Origin of the sequence: Lentzea sp. NPDC102401, from assembly GCF_044765805.1 — a bacterium.
Taxonomy (GTDB): Bacteria; Actinomycetota; Actinomycetes; order Mycobacteriales; family Pseudonocardiaceae; genus Lentzea; species Lentzea sokolovensis.
On sequence record NZ_JBIWKS010000002.1, the window covers coordinates 667,579 to 680,969 of the forward strand.

Annotated in this window: 19 protein-coding genes and 1 pseudogene; 11 read left to right on the forward strand and 9 right to left on the reverse strand. The window is 70.3% G+C overall.

All coding sequences use genetic code 11. The features are described from left to right. Positions 1-4: 4 nt before the first annotated feature. The 3 genes from ACIRG5_RS08550 to ACIRG5_RS08560 are packed head-to-tail and all read right to left on the reverse strand — an operon-like array spanning position 5 to position 2,414. Positions 5-400, reverse strand: coding sequence for a hypothetical protein (locus ACIRG5_RS08550; RefSeq protein WP_402902136.1), 396 nt, complete (start codon positions 398-400; stop codon positions 5-7). Next, positions 397-1,743, reverse strand: coding sequence for a sensor histidine kinase (locus ACIRG5_RS08555; RefSeq protein WP_402902139.1), 1,347 nt, complete (start codon positions 1,741-1,743; stop codon positions 397-399). Before ACIRG5_RS08555 ends, ACIRG5_RS08550 begins: the two co-directional genes overlap by 4 nt. Further along, positions 1,740-2,414 carry a response regulator transcription factor gene (locus ACIRG5_RS08560; RefSeq protein ID WP_330277436.1) on the reverse strand — a complete coding sequence of 225 codons (675 nt, stop codon included), beginning with the start codon at positions 2,412-2,414 and terminating at the stop codon, positions 1,740-1,742. The genes ACIRG5_RS08555 and ACIRG5_RS08560 overlap by 4 nt, the downstream gene beginning before the upstream one ends. A 231-nt stretch (positions 2,415-2,645) precedes the next feature. On the opposite strand from ACIRG5_RS08560, the pseudogene ACIRG5_RS08565 reads away from it, so the two are divergent. Beyond that, positions 2,646-3,014: pseudogene (locus ACIRG5_RS08565) on the forward strand (phosphatase PAP2 family protein); the annotation flags it as partial. 192 nt (positions 3,015-3,206) lie between these two features. Here ACIRG5_RS08565 and ACIRG5_RS08570 read toward each other — a convergent pair. Genes ACIRG5_RS08570 through ACIRG5_RS08580 form a run of 3 tightly spaced genes read right to left on the reverse strand, consistent with a single transcriptional unit; the run spans position 3,207 to position 5,572 of the window. Further along, on the reverse strand, positions 3,207-3,473 hold the full coding sequence (locus ACIRG5_RS08570) for an HPr family phosphocarrier protein (RefSeq protein ID WP_319973703.1): 267 nt from the start codon (positions 3,471-3,473) through the stop codon (positions 3,207-3,209). A gap of 30 nt (positions 3,474-3,503) precedes the next feature. Beyond that, the gene (locus ACIRG5_RS08575; RefSeq protein ID WP_402902144.1) at positions 3,504-4,820 is read right to left on the reverse strand and encodes a PTS transporter subunit EIIC; all 1,317 of its coding nucleotides are present in this window, start codon (positions 4,818-4,820) and stop codon (positions 3,504-3,506) included. Then, complete coding sequence (locus ACIRG5_RS08580) at positions 4,817-5,572, reverse strand: GntR family transcriptional regulator (RefSeq protein WP_330277434.1); 756 nt, start codon at positions 5,570-5,572, stop codon at positions 4,817-4,819. Before ACIRG5_RS08580 ends, ACIRG5_RS08575 begins: the two co-directional genes overlap by 4 nt. A 116-nt stretch (positions 5,573-5,688) precedes the next feature. On the opposite strand from ACIRG5_RS08580, the gene ACIRG5_RS08585 reads away from it, so the two are divergent. From ACIRG5_RS08585 to aroQ, 7 genes are all read left to right on the forward strand, one after another. After that, entirely contained in the window at positions 5,689-5,925 is a 237-nt protein-coding gene (locus ACIRG5_RS08585; protein WP_093588084.1) for a glucose PTS transporter subunit EIIB, read from the forward strand. Continuing rightward, a complete protein-coding gene (locus tag ACIRG5_RS08590) occupies positions 5,922-6,377 on the forward strand; it encodes a PTS glucose transporter subunit IIA (RefSeq protein WP_402902149.1) in 456 nt (151 codons plus the stop codon). Before ACIRG5_RS08585 ends, ACIRG5_RS08590 begins: the two co-directional genes overlap by 4 nt. Before the next feature lie 119 nt (positions 6,378-6,496). Further along, positions 6,497-6,949: a prepilin peptidase gene (locus ACIRG5_RS08595; protein ID WP_402902151.1), complete on the forward strand. Its 453-nt coding sequence runs from the start codon at positions 6,497-6,499 to the stop codon at positions 6,947-6,949. Between the two features lie 13 nt (positions 6,950-6,962). Beyond that, positions 6,963-8,162 carry a chorismate synthase gene (aroC, locus tag ACIRG5_RS08600; protein ID WP_319973250.1) on the forward strand — a complete coding sequence of 400 codons (1,200 nt, stop codon included), beginning with the start codon at positions 6,963-6,965 and terminating at the stop codon, positions 8,160-8,162. Continuing rightward, on the forward strand, positions 8,159-8,665 hold the full coding sequence (locus tag ACIRG5_RS08605; RefSeq protein ID WP_402902155.1) for a shikimate kinase: 507 nt from the start codon (positions 8,159-8,161) through the stop codon (positions 8,663-8,665). Before aroC ends, ACIRG5_RS08605 begins: the two co-directional genes overlap by 4 nt. Further along, positions 8,662-9,771, forward strand: coding sequence for a 3-dehydroquinate synthase (aroB, locus tag ACIRG5_RS08610; protein ID WP_402902158.1), 1,110 nt, complete (start codon positions 8,662-8,664; stop codon positions 9,769-9,771). Before ACIRG5_RS08605 ends, aroB begins: the two co-directional genes overlap by 4 nt. Further along, positions 9,768-10,196 (forward strand): type II 3-dehydroquinate dehydratase, encoded by a 429-nt coding sequence (aroQ, locus tag ACIRG5_RS08615; RefSeq protein ID WP_319973247.1) that lies wholly within the window; start codon positions 9,768-9,770, stop codon positions 10,194-10,196. Before aroB ends, aroQ begins: the two co-directional genes overlap by 4 nt. A 20-nt stretch (positions 10,197-10,216) precedes the next feature. Here aroQ and ACIRG5_RS08620 read toward each other — a convergent pair whose 3' ends face one another. Together ACIRG5_RS08620 and ACIRG5_RS08625 are read right to left on the reverse strand one after the other, a co-directional pair. After that, positions 10,217-10,375, reverse strand: coding sequence for a hypothetical protein (locus ACIRG5_RS08620; RefSeq protein WP_402902162.1), 159 nt, complete (start codon positions 10,373-10,375; stop codon positions 10,217-10,219). Between the two features lie 99 nt (positions 10,376-10,474). Then, a complete protein-coding gene (locus tag ACIRG5_RS08625; RefSeq protein WP_402902164.1) occupies positions 10,475-10,645 on the reverse strand; it encodes a hypothetical protein in 171 nt (56 codons plus the stop codon). A gap of 204 nt (positions 10,646-10,849) precedes the next feature. Here ACIRG5_RS08625 and ACIRG5_RS08630 point away from each other — a divergent pair, with 204 nt between their 5' ends. Next, positions 10,850-11,227, forward strand: coding sequence for a VOC family protein (locus ACIRG5_RS08630; protein ID WP_402902167.1), 378 nt, complete (start codon positions 10,850-10,852; stop codon positions 11,225-11,227). Positions 11,228-11,267: 40 nt separating this feature from the next. Continuing rightward, entirely contained in the window at positions 11,268-11,876 is a 609-nt protein-coding gene (locus ACIRG5_RS08635; protein WP_402902169.1) for a hypothetical protein, read from the forward strand. Here the strand turns inward: ACIRG5_RS08635 and ACIRG5_RS08640 are convergent. Beyond that, positions 11,860-12,270 (reverse strand): B-4DMT family transporter, encoded by a 411-nt coding sequence (locus ACIRG5_RS08640; protein WP_402902172.1) that lies wholly within the window; start codon positions 12,268-12,270, stop codon positions 11,860-11,862. The genes ACIRG5_RS08635 and ACIRG5_RS08640 overlap by 17 nt on opposite strands. 35 nt (positions 12,271-12,305) lie before the next feature. Between ACIRG5_RS08640 and ACIRG5_RS08645 the strand changes: the two genes are divergently transcribed. Next, positions 12,306-13,382 carry a M24 family metallopeptidase gene (locus ACIRG5_RS08645; RefSeq protein ID WP_402902175.1) on the forward strand — a complete coding sequence of 359 codons (1,077 nt, stop codon included), beginning with the start codon at positions 12,306-12,308 and terminating at the stop codon, positions 13,380-13,382. Positions 13,383-13,391: the final 9 nt, after the last annotated feature.

A 13,391-nucleotide genomic window follows, 5' to 3' on the forward strand; every position in this document is an offset into this window, starting at 1 on the left:
ATGCCTACGGGCAGTTCTCGTCGGGGAGCGACTCCACTCCCGCGACCTTCGCGCGGCTCGCCAGCGCCGTGCAGTGCACCTGGAACACCGCCCACTTGGACGTCGGCGGTTCGATGCCCTCCGGCATCACGATCACGTTCAGCACGGCGACCGCCTTGTCGTTCGTGGTGGGCAGCTCGGTCACCAGGCCGAGCTTGCGCTCCTCGTCGGTAAGCCCGGCCAGCAGCACGTTCATGGCCGTCGTGATGTCGACGGTGCCGGTGTAGTCACGGGTCCGGCGCACCAGGCCGTCCCGTTGCGGCGTCACGAGGTAGATGGTCAGCGTGTGCGACGAGACCGTCGGCGCCTCGGCCCCGGTGAGGATCGAGGTCGGGCGGATGCCGCAGGCCGCGAGGGTCACCAGGGCAAGCGCAAGGTGAAGACCGCGCCACCCGAGGGCGCGTTGGCCGCTTCGATGGTGCCGCCGTGCAGGCGTGCGTTCTCCCATGCGATCGCCAATCCCAGTCCGCTGCCCTCGGAACGGGAGCGGGCCGTGTCTGCCTTGTAGAAGCGGTCGAAGATGTGAGGAAGGGCCTCAGGAGAGATACCGGGGCCGTGGTCGGACACCTCGATCACACCCGGCCGCACGCTCACGCGCACCGGCACGCCGCCGTGCTTGAGCGCGTTGCCCACCAGGTTGGCCACGACGACGTCCAGCCGGCGCCGGTCCACCCGGCCCACCACGCCCTCCGGCAGCGAGGCCTCGACGGACGCGGCCCAGCCGCGGGCGGCCAGCGTGTCGCGCACCGCCGTGCCGATGTCCCAGTCGTCCAGTTCCAGCAGGTTGCGGCCCTCGTCGAAGCGGGAGATCTCCATCAGGTCGTTGACCAGACGGGTGAGCTTGCGGGTCTCGGCCGACACCAGCCTGGCCGCGACGGCCGTGTCGGGCGGCAACGTGGCCGCGTCCTCGTCCAGGACGGCGGTCACGGCGTTCATCGCGGTCAGCGGCGTGCGGAGCTCGTGGGACACGTCGGCGACGAAGCGGCGGGACGCGGCCTGGGAGGCTTCCAGTCGTTCGGCGGCACGGTTGAACGTGCGCGCCAGGTCGGCGAGTTCGTCCGAGCCGCGTTCGTCGACACGGGTGTCCAGCCGGCCGGACCCCAGCGCGCGGGCGGCGGTGCCGAGGCGCCGGACAGGGCGCAGCACGCCGCGGGCCGTGAAGAGCGCGAGACCCAGCGCCAGGGGCAGCACCAGGCTGACGCCCACCCACGCGGCGGTCGAGAAGCTGTCGATGGCGGTCTGCGGGCCTCTCAGGTACAGCAGCGACCACACCTCCACGCCGGTCGGATCGCCGTCCGGGCGCAGCAGCGGGATGCCGATGACGACGTACGGGTCGGCCAGGTCGGTGCGACGCTGCCAGAGGATCGTCCTGCTCGTCCTCAGCATCTCGCGCATCTCGGCGGGGATGAACGCCGGATCAGGGCCGGTGCTGGAGCGCAGGCCCTCGTACAGCACCACCCCCGAGCCGCGCAGGTACGTGCCGAACTCGTCCAGGTCCCGCTGCGCCGGCGGCACGGTCAGCCGGGGCGCGTAGTCGCGGACGTCCTTCACCAGCGGGTTCATGAAGTCGTCCTGCGCGTTCGCCAGCAGCAACGTCCGGGCGGTCGCATAGGAGGCGCCCGCCGCTCCCACCGCGCCCAGCACCGTCAGGAGCAGGAACGCGGCCATCAGCCTCGGGCGCAGGCCGCGGAACAGCGACCTCATCGTGGGCCGAAGCGGTAACCGAAGCCGCGCACGGTGTGGACGTAGCCGGGGTCGGAGGGCACGTCCTCGATCTTCGCGCGCAACCGCTGCACGCACGCGTCGACGAGCCGCGAGTCGCCGAGGTAGTCGTGCTCCCAGACCGCTTCGAGGATCTGCTGGCGGGTCAGCACGCGGCCGGGGGTGCGGGAGAGTTCGAGCAGCAGCTTCAGCTCGGTCGGGGTCAGCGCGACCTTCACGTCGTTCTTGAGCACCTGCAGGCCTGCCCGATCGATCACCAGCGAGCCGTGGCGTTCGAGGCTGGACGGCTCGGCGACGGTGCGTCGCAGCACGGCGCGGATGCGGGCCTCCAGGACGCGCGGTTCGACGGGCTTGACCACGTAGTCGTCCGCGCCCGCCTCCAGGCCCGCGACCACGTCGAAGTCGTCGCCGCGCGCGGTGAGCATGATGATCGGCACCTCGGCGTGCGTGCGCATCCGGCGGCACGTCTCGAAGCCGTCGATGCCGGGCAGCATGATGTCGAGGACCACGATGTCGGGGCGGGACTCGCGCAGTCTCTCGACGCCTTCCTCGCCCGTTCCCGCCGCCCGGACGTCGTGTCCCTGCCGGCGCAACGCCAGTCCGAGTCCTTCACGCACCGCGGGGTCGTCCTCGACCAGCAAGACCATCGCCACGAGAGCCATTATCGGCAGGAGACGGCACCGGCGCCGGTTCTGTAGCGGAACCATGACATGCCGTGCACGTTCCCATGGAGCGGCGCGCGGACTCTCGAAGTCATGGCCGGAAGCTTGCTGGGATTCCTCTTCACGTACTTCGCGCTGGTGTGGACGTCGTTCGGGCAGAAGGCGGAGAACGCCGCGTTGCCCGAACTTTCGCTCCAACGCTCGTGGGCGTCCAACGTGGACATGGCGATCCTTGTCGCCGCTGTCCTCGTGATTCTCTTCGCACGCAAGAAGTCGCTGACACCGTTGCTGCTGCTCGGAGGTTCGGTGCTGGGCGCGCAGGTGCTGAAGCTCTACGTACTGGTGCGGCCACCGCTGGACGACGACGCCGTGCTGGTGCACAACAGCTTCCCGAGTGGACACACGACGGCCGCGGTGGCGTCGGTGATCGCGGTGACGATGGCAGTGCCTAAGCGGTTCGCGCTGGTCGCGGCGGTGCCGGGGGCGATCGGCGCGGGGGCGGTCGCGGCGGAGACGGTGTCGCTCGGCTGGCACCGGTTCAGCGACACGCTCGGCGCGGCGCTGCTGGTCTCGACGCTCGCGTTCCTGTTGCTGCACAAGTGGACCGCGGGACTTCTCGTGCCGCCCGTGCTGGCCGTGGGCGGGGTCTGGCTGATGGTGAGCTACCCGCAGGCCACGCCGCCGACCTTGGCCGGCGTCGTGACCGCGGGTGTCGTGCTGCACTTCGGGTGGGTCGTGAGTGGTCTCGGCCATCGGGGCGACCAGGACCACTCACGACCCGGCTCACTCGTCGTGATCGGTGGCGATCAGTTCGGCGATGGCGTCCAGAGCGGCATCCGCTCCGTCCCCGTCGGCGCTGAGCACCACCTCGTCACCATGCATAGCGCCCAGGGTCATGAGTCCCAGGACACTCGCCGCGTCAACGGCTTCGCCGCCGTCCTTGCTGATGGTGACCGTCACCGGTTGGTCGGCGGCGGCCTTCGCCAGCAGTGCGGCAGGCCGGGCGTGCAGTCCGACCTTGCTGGCCACGGTGACCCGTCGCTCGGCCATGATGGTTCCTCCCGGTAGTACTGGTTGCGCTTACTGCTTGTCGTTCCTAGGACGCTTCTCGCGCACGACTGTGTCGCCGGTGCGCACCTCCGTGTCACCGCTGCTGCCGACGACACTCTCGTCGGCCTCCGGCGACTCGTCGTCTTCGCGGCCGGGCGTCTTCAGGTTCCACTTGGTGATGACGAAGCGGAACAGGAAGTAGTAGATGGCCGCGTAGACGAGACCGATCGGGATGATCAGCAACGGCCTCGTCGCGATGTTGAAGTTGAGCAGGTAGTCGATCACACCCGCGGAGAAGCCGAAACCGTCGTGCACACCCAGCGCGTTGGTGATCGCCAGCGAGGTGCCGGTGAGGAACGCGTGGATGACGTACAGCGGCCACGCGACGAACATGAACGCGAACTCGAGCGGCTCGGTGACACCCGTGATGAACGAGGTGAGGGCCGCCGAGCCCATGATGCCGGCGATGATCTTCTTCTGCGACGGCTTGGCGGTGTGGATGATCGCCAGCGCGGCCGCGGGGAGCGCGAACATGAAGATCGGGAAGAAGCCGCTCATGAACGTGCCGGCGGTCGGGTCGCCCGCGAAGAACCTCGGGATGTCACCGGTCTTGGTGGCGCCGTCCACCTGGTACTCGCCGAAGACCTGCCACATGAACGTGTTCGGGATGTGGTGCAGGCCCAGCGGGATGAGCAGGCGGTTGATCACGCCGTAGACGCCGGCGCCGAGGATCGTGCTGCCGGAGACGGCCTCGCCGACCGCGGTCAGACCCTTGTCGAACCACGGGTAGATGAGGCCCATGACGACCGCGACCGGGATCATGACGGCCGCGACGATGATCGGCACGAAGCGACGGCCACCGAAGAACGCCAGGTACGGCGGCAGCTTGATGCGGTGGTACTTCTGCCACAGAACGGCGGAGATCAGGCCGACCACGATGCCCGTGAGCACCGAGTAGTTGATCTGCTCCTGCTTGGCGGGATCCTCGGCGAGAGGAAGCACCATCGGAGACATGGCCTTGAACACGGCCTGGGTGACGACGAAGCCGACCACGGCGGAGAGTGCGGTCGAGCCGTCGCCACGGCGGGCGAAGCCGATGGCCACACCCACGGCGAACAGCAGCGGCAGGTTGCTGAACAGGGCGTCGCCCGCACCGCCGATGACGGCGGCGACCTTGTTCCAGCCCAGGCCGTCCTTGCCGAGCAGGTCAGGCTGACCGAAACGCAGGAGAATCGCGGCGGCGGGCAGTGAGGCGATCGGCAGCATGAGGCTGCGGCCGAACCGCTGCATACCGGCCAGGCCCTTGAACCCGCGACCGCCTGTCGCCTCTGGGGCGCTGGCGCTCATTTGGTACCTCCCTTGGCGGAGTTAGGTCCGGAACCCGGGACGGTCCGGTCCAGTTGCATGGTCACCTGGTAGAGATCGCCCCGGTACCAGGAGGTCACGTCTTCGCAGGGCCGCCCGTCGGAGCTGGCGACCCTCCTGAACACGAGGAGCGGGCTGCCCTTGCGGACGTCGAGCGCCTTCGCGGTCTCCGCGTCGGCGGTCTCGGCCCACACGGTCTGCCGCGCGTGGTCGAGCTGAATTCCGTACCGGGTCGCGATGATCTCGTAGATCGATCCGGTCAGGTCACATCGGTCGAGCTCGGGAAGCATGTGCGGGCTGTACCAGCCGGCCTCGAGCGCCAACGGTGCCCCGTCGGCCTTGCGCAGCCGCACGACGCGGTACGCGTACTCGTCGGCCTCCAGGCCCAGTGAGGCCTTCGAGCCCGGTGCCGCCTGGGCGCAGCTGATCACCTCGGTGCTGGGTTCGACCCCGCGCGCCTTCATGTCCGAGGTGAACGAGGCCAGGAAGAGCTGCAGGTCGTAGCGCCGCTTGGCGGTGAACGTCCCACGTCCCTTGGCCCGCGTGAGCAGGCCTTCCGCGACCAGTTGGCCGACCGCCGCCCGCACGGTGATTCGAGAGACTCCGTACCGCTCGGCGAGGTCGCGCTCCGACGGAATGGGTGAGCCGGGAGCGAGTTCCTGTTCGGCCAGCCGTCGCAGGATCTCCCGCAACTGCGCGTGCTTGGGCTTGGGCCCGTCCACGATCTCGTTCACTCGACTCACCTCCCTCGCCGCTAGTGGTACTTTCCGGTCTAGACCAGTTGGTGCGGGAGAATGCTCCGCGCACCGAGCGGGTGTCAACCGCTGTTACGGGAACGAGAGGTACGAACGTGGCTGACGAGAAGGCTCAGAAGATCCTCGCCGCGCTGGGCGGACGGGACAACATCGTCGAGATCGAGCCCTGCATCACCCGTCTGCGGTGTGAGCTCGAGGACGGTTCCGTCGTGGACGAGAAGGCCCTGAAGGCGTTGGGAGCACACGGAGTCATGCGCTCCGGCAACGTCGTCCAGGTCGTCGTCGGACCCGAGGCGGACACCATCGCGTCGGACATCGAGGACCTCCTGTGAGCCTCCGCGTCGGCAGCCCGGTCGCCGGTCGGGTGGTCGCGCTCTCCGCCGTTCCGGACCAGGTCTTCGCCGAGGCGATGGTGGGCCCCGGTGTGGCCGTCGAGCCGGTTCGATCGAAGTCCGATGTGGTTTCGCCGCTCGACGGGACCATCGTCACGTTGCACCCGCACGCGTTCGTGGTCGCCAACGGTGACGGGGCGGCCATCCTGGTCCACCTCGGCATCGACACCGTGAAGCGCAAGGGCGAGGGCTTCGAGCTGCACGTCGTCAAGGGCGAGCAGGTCCAGGCCGGTCAGCGGATCGTGACGTGGGACCCGGCCGAGGTCGAGGCGGCCGGGTTCGCGCCGATCTGCCCGGTGATCGCGCTGGACGCGTCCGCCGAGGCGCTGGCCGGCCTCGCGCTGGACGTCGACGTGGCGGCGAACGACGCCCTGTTCGACTGGTCTCGCTGAACCGCTGTTCCGGGCGTTCTCCCAGCCCTTTCTGAGGCACCGTGAAGCCTGTGCGTGAACGGACCGTTCACGACGGGCCGAAATTTGTGCCAGGTCGTGCCGAGCAGGACCGTGGTGTCATGACCACGGTCCTGCTCTCGTTCGCGCTGGGTTCCCTGTGGACGGTCGCCGCCGTCCTGGACGCTCCACCCTCGTCGTTCCTGCTGGCCTGGTTCGGCATCGTGCTCGCCATGATCGATCTGCGGCACCACCGGTTGCCGGACGCGCTGACCCTCCCGTTGGGCGCCGCGCTGTTGCTCCTGCAGTTCCACGGACTGGGAGCGGCGGTGCTCTCGGCGCTCGTCTTCGGTGGCGCGCATCTCGCCGTCCGGCGCTTCCGGCCCGCGCTCATGGGCGGCGGGGACGTGAAGCTCGCTCTCGGCCTCGGCGCGGCGCTCCCGTTGCCGTCCCTCTTACCTGCGGCGATCCTGTCCAGTGCGGTCACGCTCGTCGTCGCCGCGCTCCGCCGCAGCCGTGCCGTGCCGCACGGACCGGGGCTGCTGGCCGCCACCTGGGCGTTGACGACGCTGTGAAAGGATTGTGAACGTGCTGCGCTGGATCACCGCTGGAGAGTCACACGGCCCCGCTCTCGTCGCCGTCCTGGAGGGCATGCCCGCAGGAGTGGAGGTGACCACCGAGGACCTGGTCGCCCAGCTCGGGCGCCGCAGGCTCGGTTTCGGTCGCTCGCCCCGCATGGGCTTCGAACAGGACGAGGTCGAGATCCTCGGCGGCGTGCGCCACGGCAAGACCCAGGGCGGTCCGGTCGCGGTCACGATCGGCAACTCCGAGTGGCCCAAGTGGCAGACGGTCATGTCGCCGGACCCGGTCGACCCGAGCCTGCTCAAGACGACGGGCCGCAACGAGGCCCTCACCCGCCCGCGCCCCGGTCACGCCGACCTGCCGGGCATGCAGAAGTTCGGCTTCGACGAGGCCCGTCCGGTGCTGGAGCGTGCGTCAGCACGTGAGACGGCCGCCCGCACCGCGCTGGGCACGGTCGCACGGCAGTTCCTGCAGCAGTTGCTCGGCGTGCAGATCTTGAGCCACGTGGTGTCCATCGGCAAGGCCGTGACGCCCGAGGACTCCGCGCTGCCGACGCCGGACGACCTGCCCGCGATCGACGAGTCGCCGGTGCGCTGCTTCGACGCCCGCGGCACCGACGCGATGGTCGCCGAGGTCGAGGCCGTCAAGGAGGCCGGTGACACGGTCGGCGGCGTCATCGAGGTGCTCGCCTACGGGCTCCCACCGGGCCTCGGCTCGCACGTGCACTGGGACCGCCGCCTCGACGCGCGCCTGGCCGCCGCCCTCATGGGCGTGCAGGCGATGAAGGGCGTGGAGATCGGCGACGGCTTCACCTCCGCGCAGCGCTGGGGTTCGCAGGCGCACGACGAGATCGACCGCGGCAGCGGCCCGGTCGGCGTGACGCGCCGCTCGAACCGCGCCGGTGGCCTCGAAGGCGGCATCACCAACGGCGAGATCCTGCGCGCCCGCGTGGCGATGAAGCCCATCTCGACGGTCCCGCGCGCACTGTCCACGGTGGACGTGCGCACCGGCGAGCCCGCCGTCGCGATCCACCAGCGTTCGGACGTCTGCGCCGTGCCGCGCGCCGGTGTCGTGCTGGAGTCCGTGGTGGCGCTGGTGCTGGCCGAGGCCGCGCTGGAGAAGTTCGGCGGCGACTCGCTCGACGAGACGCGCCGCAACGCCCACGCGTACCTCAAGGCCCTGGAAGCCCGCTGGGAGGGCATGTGAGCCCGCGCTACGTCGTGGTCGGCCCGCCCGGCGCGGGCAAGACCACGGTCAGCGAACTGCTGGCGGCACGCCTGGGCCTGCCGTTCCGCGACGCCGACGCGGACGTCGTCGCGCTGGCCGGCAAGCCCATCTCGGACATCTTCACCGACGACGGCGAGTCCGTTTTCCGTGCCATGGAAGAGGAAGCGGTCGCCAAGGCACTGGTCGAGCACGAGGGCGTGCTGGCGCTGGGCGGGGGAGCCGTGCTGTCCGCGGCGACCCGCGAGCGCCTCCAGGAGCACACCGTCGTGTTCCTGAACGTGGGCATGGCCGAGGGCGTGCGCCGCACCGGGCTGTCGTCCTCGCGGCCGTTGCTGTCCGGCATCAACCCGCGGGCCACGTTCAAGGCACTGCTGGACGCGCGCCTGCCGCTGTACCGCGAGGTCGCGACGATCGAGGTCCTGACGGATTCGCTGGACCCGGAACAGGTCACCGACGCGGTGATCGAGGGAGAGCAAGCATGACCGAGCCCGTGCGCATCCGGGTCGCCGCGGAGAAGGCCTACGACGTGGTGATCGGCCGCGGCCTGCTCGGCGACATCGTCGAGTTCCTCAGGAACACGGCGAAGATCGCGATCGTCCACCAGCCGACGCTGGCCGAGACGGCGAAGGTGCTGGTCGACGAGCTCAAGGCCGTGGGCGTCGACGCGCACCGCGTCGAGGTCCCCGACGCCGAGGACGGCAAGGACCTGGCCGTCGCCGGTTTCTGCTGGGACGTGCTGGGCAAGATCGGCCTGTCGCGCTCCGACGTCGTCGTGGGCCTGGGCGGCGGCGCGGTCACGGACCTGGCGGGCTTCGTCGCGTCCACCTGGATGCGCGGCGTGCGGCTGGTCAACATCCCGACGACGCTGCTCGGCATGGTCGACGCGGCCGTCGGCGGCAAGACCGGCATCAACACCGACGCCGGCAAGAACCTCGTCGGCACGTTCTACGAGCCGGACGCGATCTTCGTCGACCTCGCGACGCTGGAAACGCTGCCGCGCAACGAACTCATCGCCGGCATGGCCGAGATCGTGAAGGGCGGCTTCATCGCCGACCCGGTCATCCTCGACCTGATCGAGGCCGACCCCGCGCTCGCCCTCGACCCGACCGGCGAGGTGCTCGCCGAACTGGTCCGCCGCAAGATCCAGATCAAGGCCGACGTCGTCACCACGGACCTGCGCGAATCGAACCTGCGCGAGATCCTGAACTACGGCCACACCCTCGGCCACGCCATCGAACGCCGCGAGCGCTACCGCTGGCGTCACGGCGCCGCCATCAGCGTGGGCCTCGTCTTCGCCGCCGAACTGGCTCGCCTCACGGGCCGGCTGGACGACGAGACGGCCGACCGCCACAAGCGCGTGCTGCAGCTGCTCGGCCTGCCGACCTCCTACGACCCGGACGCCCTCCCGCAGCTCATGGAGGGCATGAAGGTCGACAAGAAGAACAAGGCGGGCGTGCTCCGCTTCGTCGTCCTCGACGGTCTCGCCAAGCCCGGCCGCCTCGAAGGCCCGGACCCGGCCCTGATCGCCGCCGCCTACTCGGCCGTCGCCGCCGAGCCGACCACCGGCTCCGGAAAGGTGCTGCTGTGAGGGTCCTCGTCCTCAACGGTCCGAACCTCGACCGCCTCGGCACCCGCGAGCCGGACGTCTACGGCCGCACCACCTACACCGACCTCGTCGACCTGTGCGTGGCCGAGGGCAAGGAACTCAACTTCGAGGTCGAGGTCCGCCAGACCGCCCACGAGGGCGAGATGGTCGCGTGGCTGCACGAGGCCGCCGACGCCTCCATCCCCGTGGTCCTCAACGGCGCCGCCTGGACGCACTACTCGATCGCGGTCCGCGACGCGTGCTCCCAGCTCACCGCGCCCCTGGTCGAGGTGCACATCTCGAACATCCACCAGCGCGAGGAGTTTCGGCACCACAGCGTCATCTCGGCCGTCGCGAGCGGCGTGATCGTGGGCCTGGGCGTCGAGGGCTACCTGCTGGCACTGCGCTGGCTGGCGCTCAAGCGCTAGTTCCGAGTCACGCCACCAGTTCAGCGGTGGCGCGTCCAGAGGTTCGTCTCCTCGTAGAGGCCCTGGTCGCGCTCCCGGTCGATCGCGACCAGGTCCAGCCCTCCCGCGACGACGTAGCGGCCGGTCTGCGGGAACGCCATGCCCGTCCACCGCTCCCACTGCGCGACGGTGCCGGTCACGACCATCGACCGGGGTGCCGAGCCGCTGGTGGGTGCGGATCCACGGGCGGAGGTGCAGGCCGTCCTCGCGGGTCCACCGCTGGAAGTCCTCCATCGGCGTCAGCGGGCAGGTCGCCTTGAGCGTCGGCCGGACCCCGCCGCCGGTGCGGCCGGTCCGCACAGGGTGTCCGGCTCGATCCCGGCCTCGTGCTCGGTGACCGCCGCGGCCAGGGCGCCGTCGTACCCTCCGTCCGGCAGCGTCGAGGTCTCGCCGTCCCGGCTCGGCGCCACCGCGAGCACGGTGTCGGCGTCATCGAGCAGCAGCGCGTCTTAGCGCGGGAAGTACTCCGCCACGGCGTCGCGGGGATCTGGCCGCGCAGGACGAACGGTGGCCAGCCGTCCCGGAGCGAGGTCTGGGCAGGGCTCTGGAGGTCGGGCCGCCCGCCGTTCGAGACGATCTTCACGAGCCGATCGCAGGAGCCAGGGGAGCGCGGAATGCTGCATCACGTCGAACTGTGGGTGCCTGATCTCGCGCGTGCGGAGGCCACGTTCGGGTGGATCTTCACCGAACTGGGCTGGACCGAGCACCAGCGCTGGAGCGCCGGCGTCAGCTGGAAGCTCGGCGAGACCTACGTCGTGGCCGAGCGGTCCCCGGCCATGACCGGCCCGCACGACCGGATGAAGGCGGGACTCAACCACCTCGCCCTGCACGCCGGCACCCGCGAGGACGTCGACCGGCTGACCCGGGAATCCGAGGCGCACGGCTGGAGACTCATGTTCGCGGACAGGCACCCTCACGCGGGAGGACCGGACCACTACGCGGCGTTCCTGGAGAACCAGGACGGCTTCGAAATCGAGCTGGTCGCCACCTGAACGTGTCTGACAGACATCTGAACGTGTCAAGATGCTGATCGTGCCGAGACTGTGGATCGCCGCGTTCGCCCTGCTCCTGGCCGGGTGTGCCACCGCGCCGGAGCCCGCGCCCGTCAGCAGCGAGACGACGACGGCCGGCGGCGAGCGGCTGTCCGATCAGGACCTGCAGGCGAAGTGGTGGACGTGGGCGGCGTCGAGTCCGGAGAACCGCAACCCCGTGGTCGACGACACCGGGCAGTGGTGCGCGGAGAACCAGCCGCAGGACGTGTGGTTCTTCGCCGGCACGTTCGGCGGCGCCGTGGACCGCAGGTGCCGGGTGCCCGCCGGTCGCCCGCTCGCCGGTCCCGCGATCACTCTCGCCTCCACGGACGCGAACTGCGCGACGTTCATGGCGGCAGCCAAGGGCTCGGTGACCCTCGACGGGCAGTTGGTGGAGCTGCGCCGGATCGCGCCGGTCGCGATCACCTACCAGGCCGCGCGCGACAACGTGGTGGGACAGCGCGAGGGACGCGTGCCTGCGCAGGGCTGCGGACTGTGGGCGTGGATCCCGCCGCTCAACCCTGGTGAGCACGAGCTGCTGGTCAAGGGCGAGTCGGGCACCTTCAGCAACTCGGCGCGCTACCTGCTGCTCGTCAGCTCCTCGGACTAGCCGGGTCCTTGCCGGCCAGGAACCCGCCCAGCAGCATTCCCAGCCCGGCGGGGGCGAGCACGAGCAACGCCGTGAACGCCGCTCCGCCCGTCAGCGCCACCCACAGCGCCTCCTGCCCGGTCTGGTCGACCAGCAACGCCGACCCGATCACGCCCAGCGCGCCCGCGAACGGGCCCGCGATCAGCGCCGCGATGAACCACTGCATGCCGCGCCCCTCCATCTCGCGCGCCGTGTCGACGGCGCCCCAGATGACCGCGGCGGCGATCAGAAGCCCGATCGCGATCGGGCGGACCGAGGAGGCCTCGGGGCTGCGCACGCCCACGGCCGCCACGCCGGTCTGCACGGCTCCATGGAGGAGCCCCATCCACAACGCACGGACGAACCAAGGACGCATGCGGACAGCTTAGGACTGGCCGTACGCTGCGAGACATGTCGTCGTACGCCGCACGCCGAACCGCCCTCCGTCAGGAGCTCCAGGCCACGAACCTGGACGCGCTGCTCGTCACGAACCTGTTGAACGTCCGGTACCTCACCGGGTTCACCGGATCCAACGCCGCCGTCCTGGTCGACGCGGCCGGCGACGACACCACGGTGTTCTGCACCGACGGCCGTTATCTCACCCAGTCGGCGAAGCAGGTGCCCGACCTGGAACGGCTGATCGACCGGCCGTGCGACACCGCGCTGGCCCAGCGCGCGAAGGGCAGGCTCGGGTTCGAGAGCAACCAGGTGACGGTCGACGGCCTGGACGAGCTGACCGCCGCCGCGGGCAAGGCGGAACTGGTGAAGGCCGGAGGCCTGGTCGAGAAGCTGCGGCTGGTCAAGGACGAGGTCGAGATCGAGGCGCTGCGGATGGCGTGCGCGGCGGCAGACCGCGCCCTCGGGGCGTTGATCGGCCACGGCGGGTTGCGCGCCGGCCGCACCGAACGCGAAGTCGCGCGCGAGCTGGAGAGCCGCATGCTCGACCACGGCGCGGAGGGCCCGTCGTTCTCCTCGATCGTGGCGTTCGGCGCGAACTCGGCCGTGCCGCACCACTCGCCGACGGACGCGACCCTGCACGTGGGCGACCTCATCAAGCTCGACTTCGGCGCACTGGTCGACGGCTACCACTCCGACATGACCCGCACGCTCGTCCTCGGCAAGCCCGCGGACTGGCAGCGCGACCTGTACGACCTGGTCGCGCGGTCGCAGGCGGCGGGCCGCAACGCGCTCACGCCGGGCGCGCGGGTGAGCGACGTCGACCACGCGTCCCGCGAGGTGATCGAGAAGGCCGGGCACGGGAACGAGTTCCTGCACGGCCTCGGCCACGGGGTCGGGCTGGAGATCCACGAGGCACCGGCGTTGTCGAAGGCGGGTGCCGGTACACTTTCGGCCGGTATGGCGGTCACCGTCGAGCCCGGCGTCTACTTGTCGGGGCGGGGCGGGGTCCGCATCGAGGACACCCTCGTGGTCCGCGAGAGCGGGCCGGAGCTCCTCACCCTGACCACGAAAGAACTCGTGGTCGTCTGACACCCCCGT

Coding starts and splice junctions, on each gene's coding strand:
- ACIRG5_RS08595 (WP_402902151.1), top strand. CDS start 6,497: ATGACCACGGTCCTGCTCTCGTTCGCGCTGGGTTCCCTGTGGACGGTC.
- ACIRG5_RS08555 (WP_402902139.1), bottom strand. CDS start 1,743: ATGAGGTCGCTGTTCCGCGGCCTGCGCCCGAGGCTGATGGCCGCGTTC.
- ACIRG5_RS08630 (WP_402902167.1), top strand. CDS start 10,850: ATGCTGCATCACGTCGAACTGTGGGTGCCTGATCTCGCGCGTGCGGAG.
- aroB (WP_402902158.1), top strand. CDS start 8,662: ATGACCGAGCCCGTGCGCATCCGGGTCGCCGCGGAGAAGGCCTACGAC.
- ACIRG5_RS08640 (WP_402902172.1), bottom strand. CDS start 12,270: ATGCGTCCTTGGTTCGTCCGTGCGTTGTGGATGGGGCTCCTCCATGGA.
- ACIRG5_RS08575 (WP_402902144.1), bottom strand. CDS start 4,820: ATGAGCGCCAGCGCCCCAGAGGCGACAGGCGGTCGCGGGTTCAAGGGC.
- ACIRG5_RS08570 (WP_319973703.1), bottom strand. CDS start 3,473: ATGGCCGAGCGACGGGTCACCGTGGCCAGCAAGGTCGGACTGCACGCC.
- ACIRG5_RS08645 (WP_402902175.1), top strand. CDS start 12,306: ATGTCGTCGTACGCCGCACGCCGAACCGCCCTCCGTCAGGAGCTCCAG.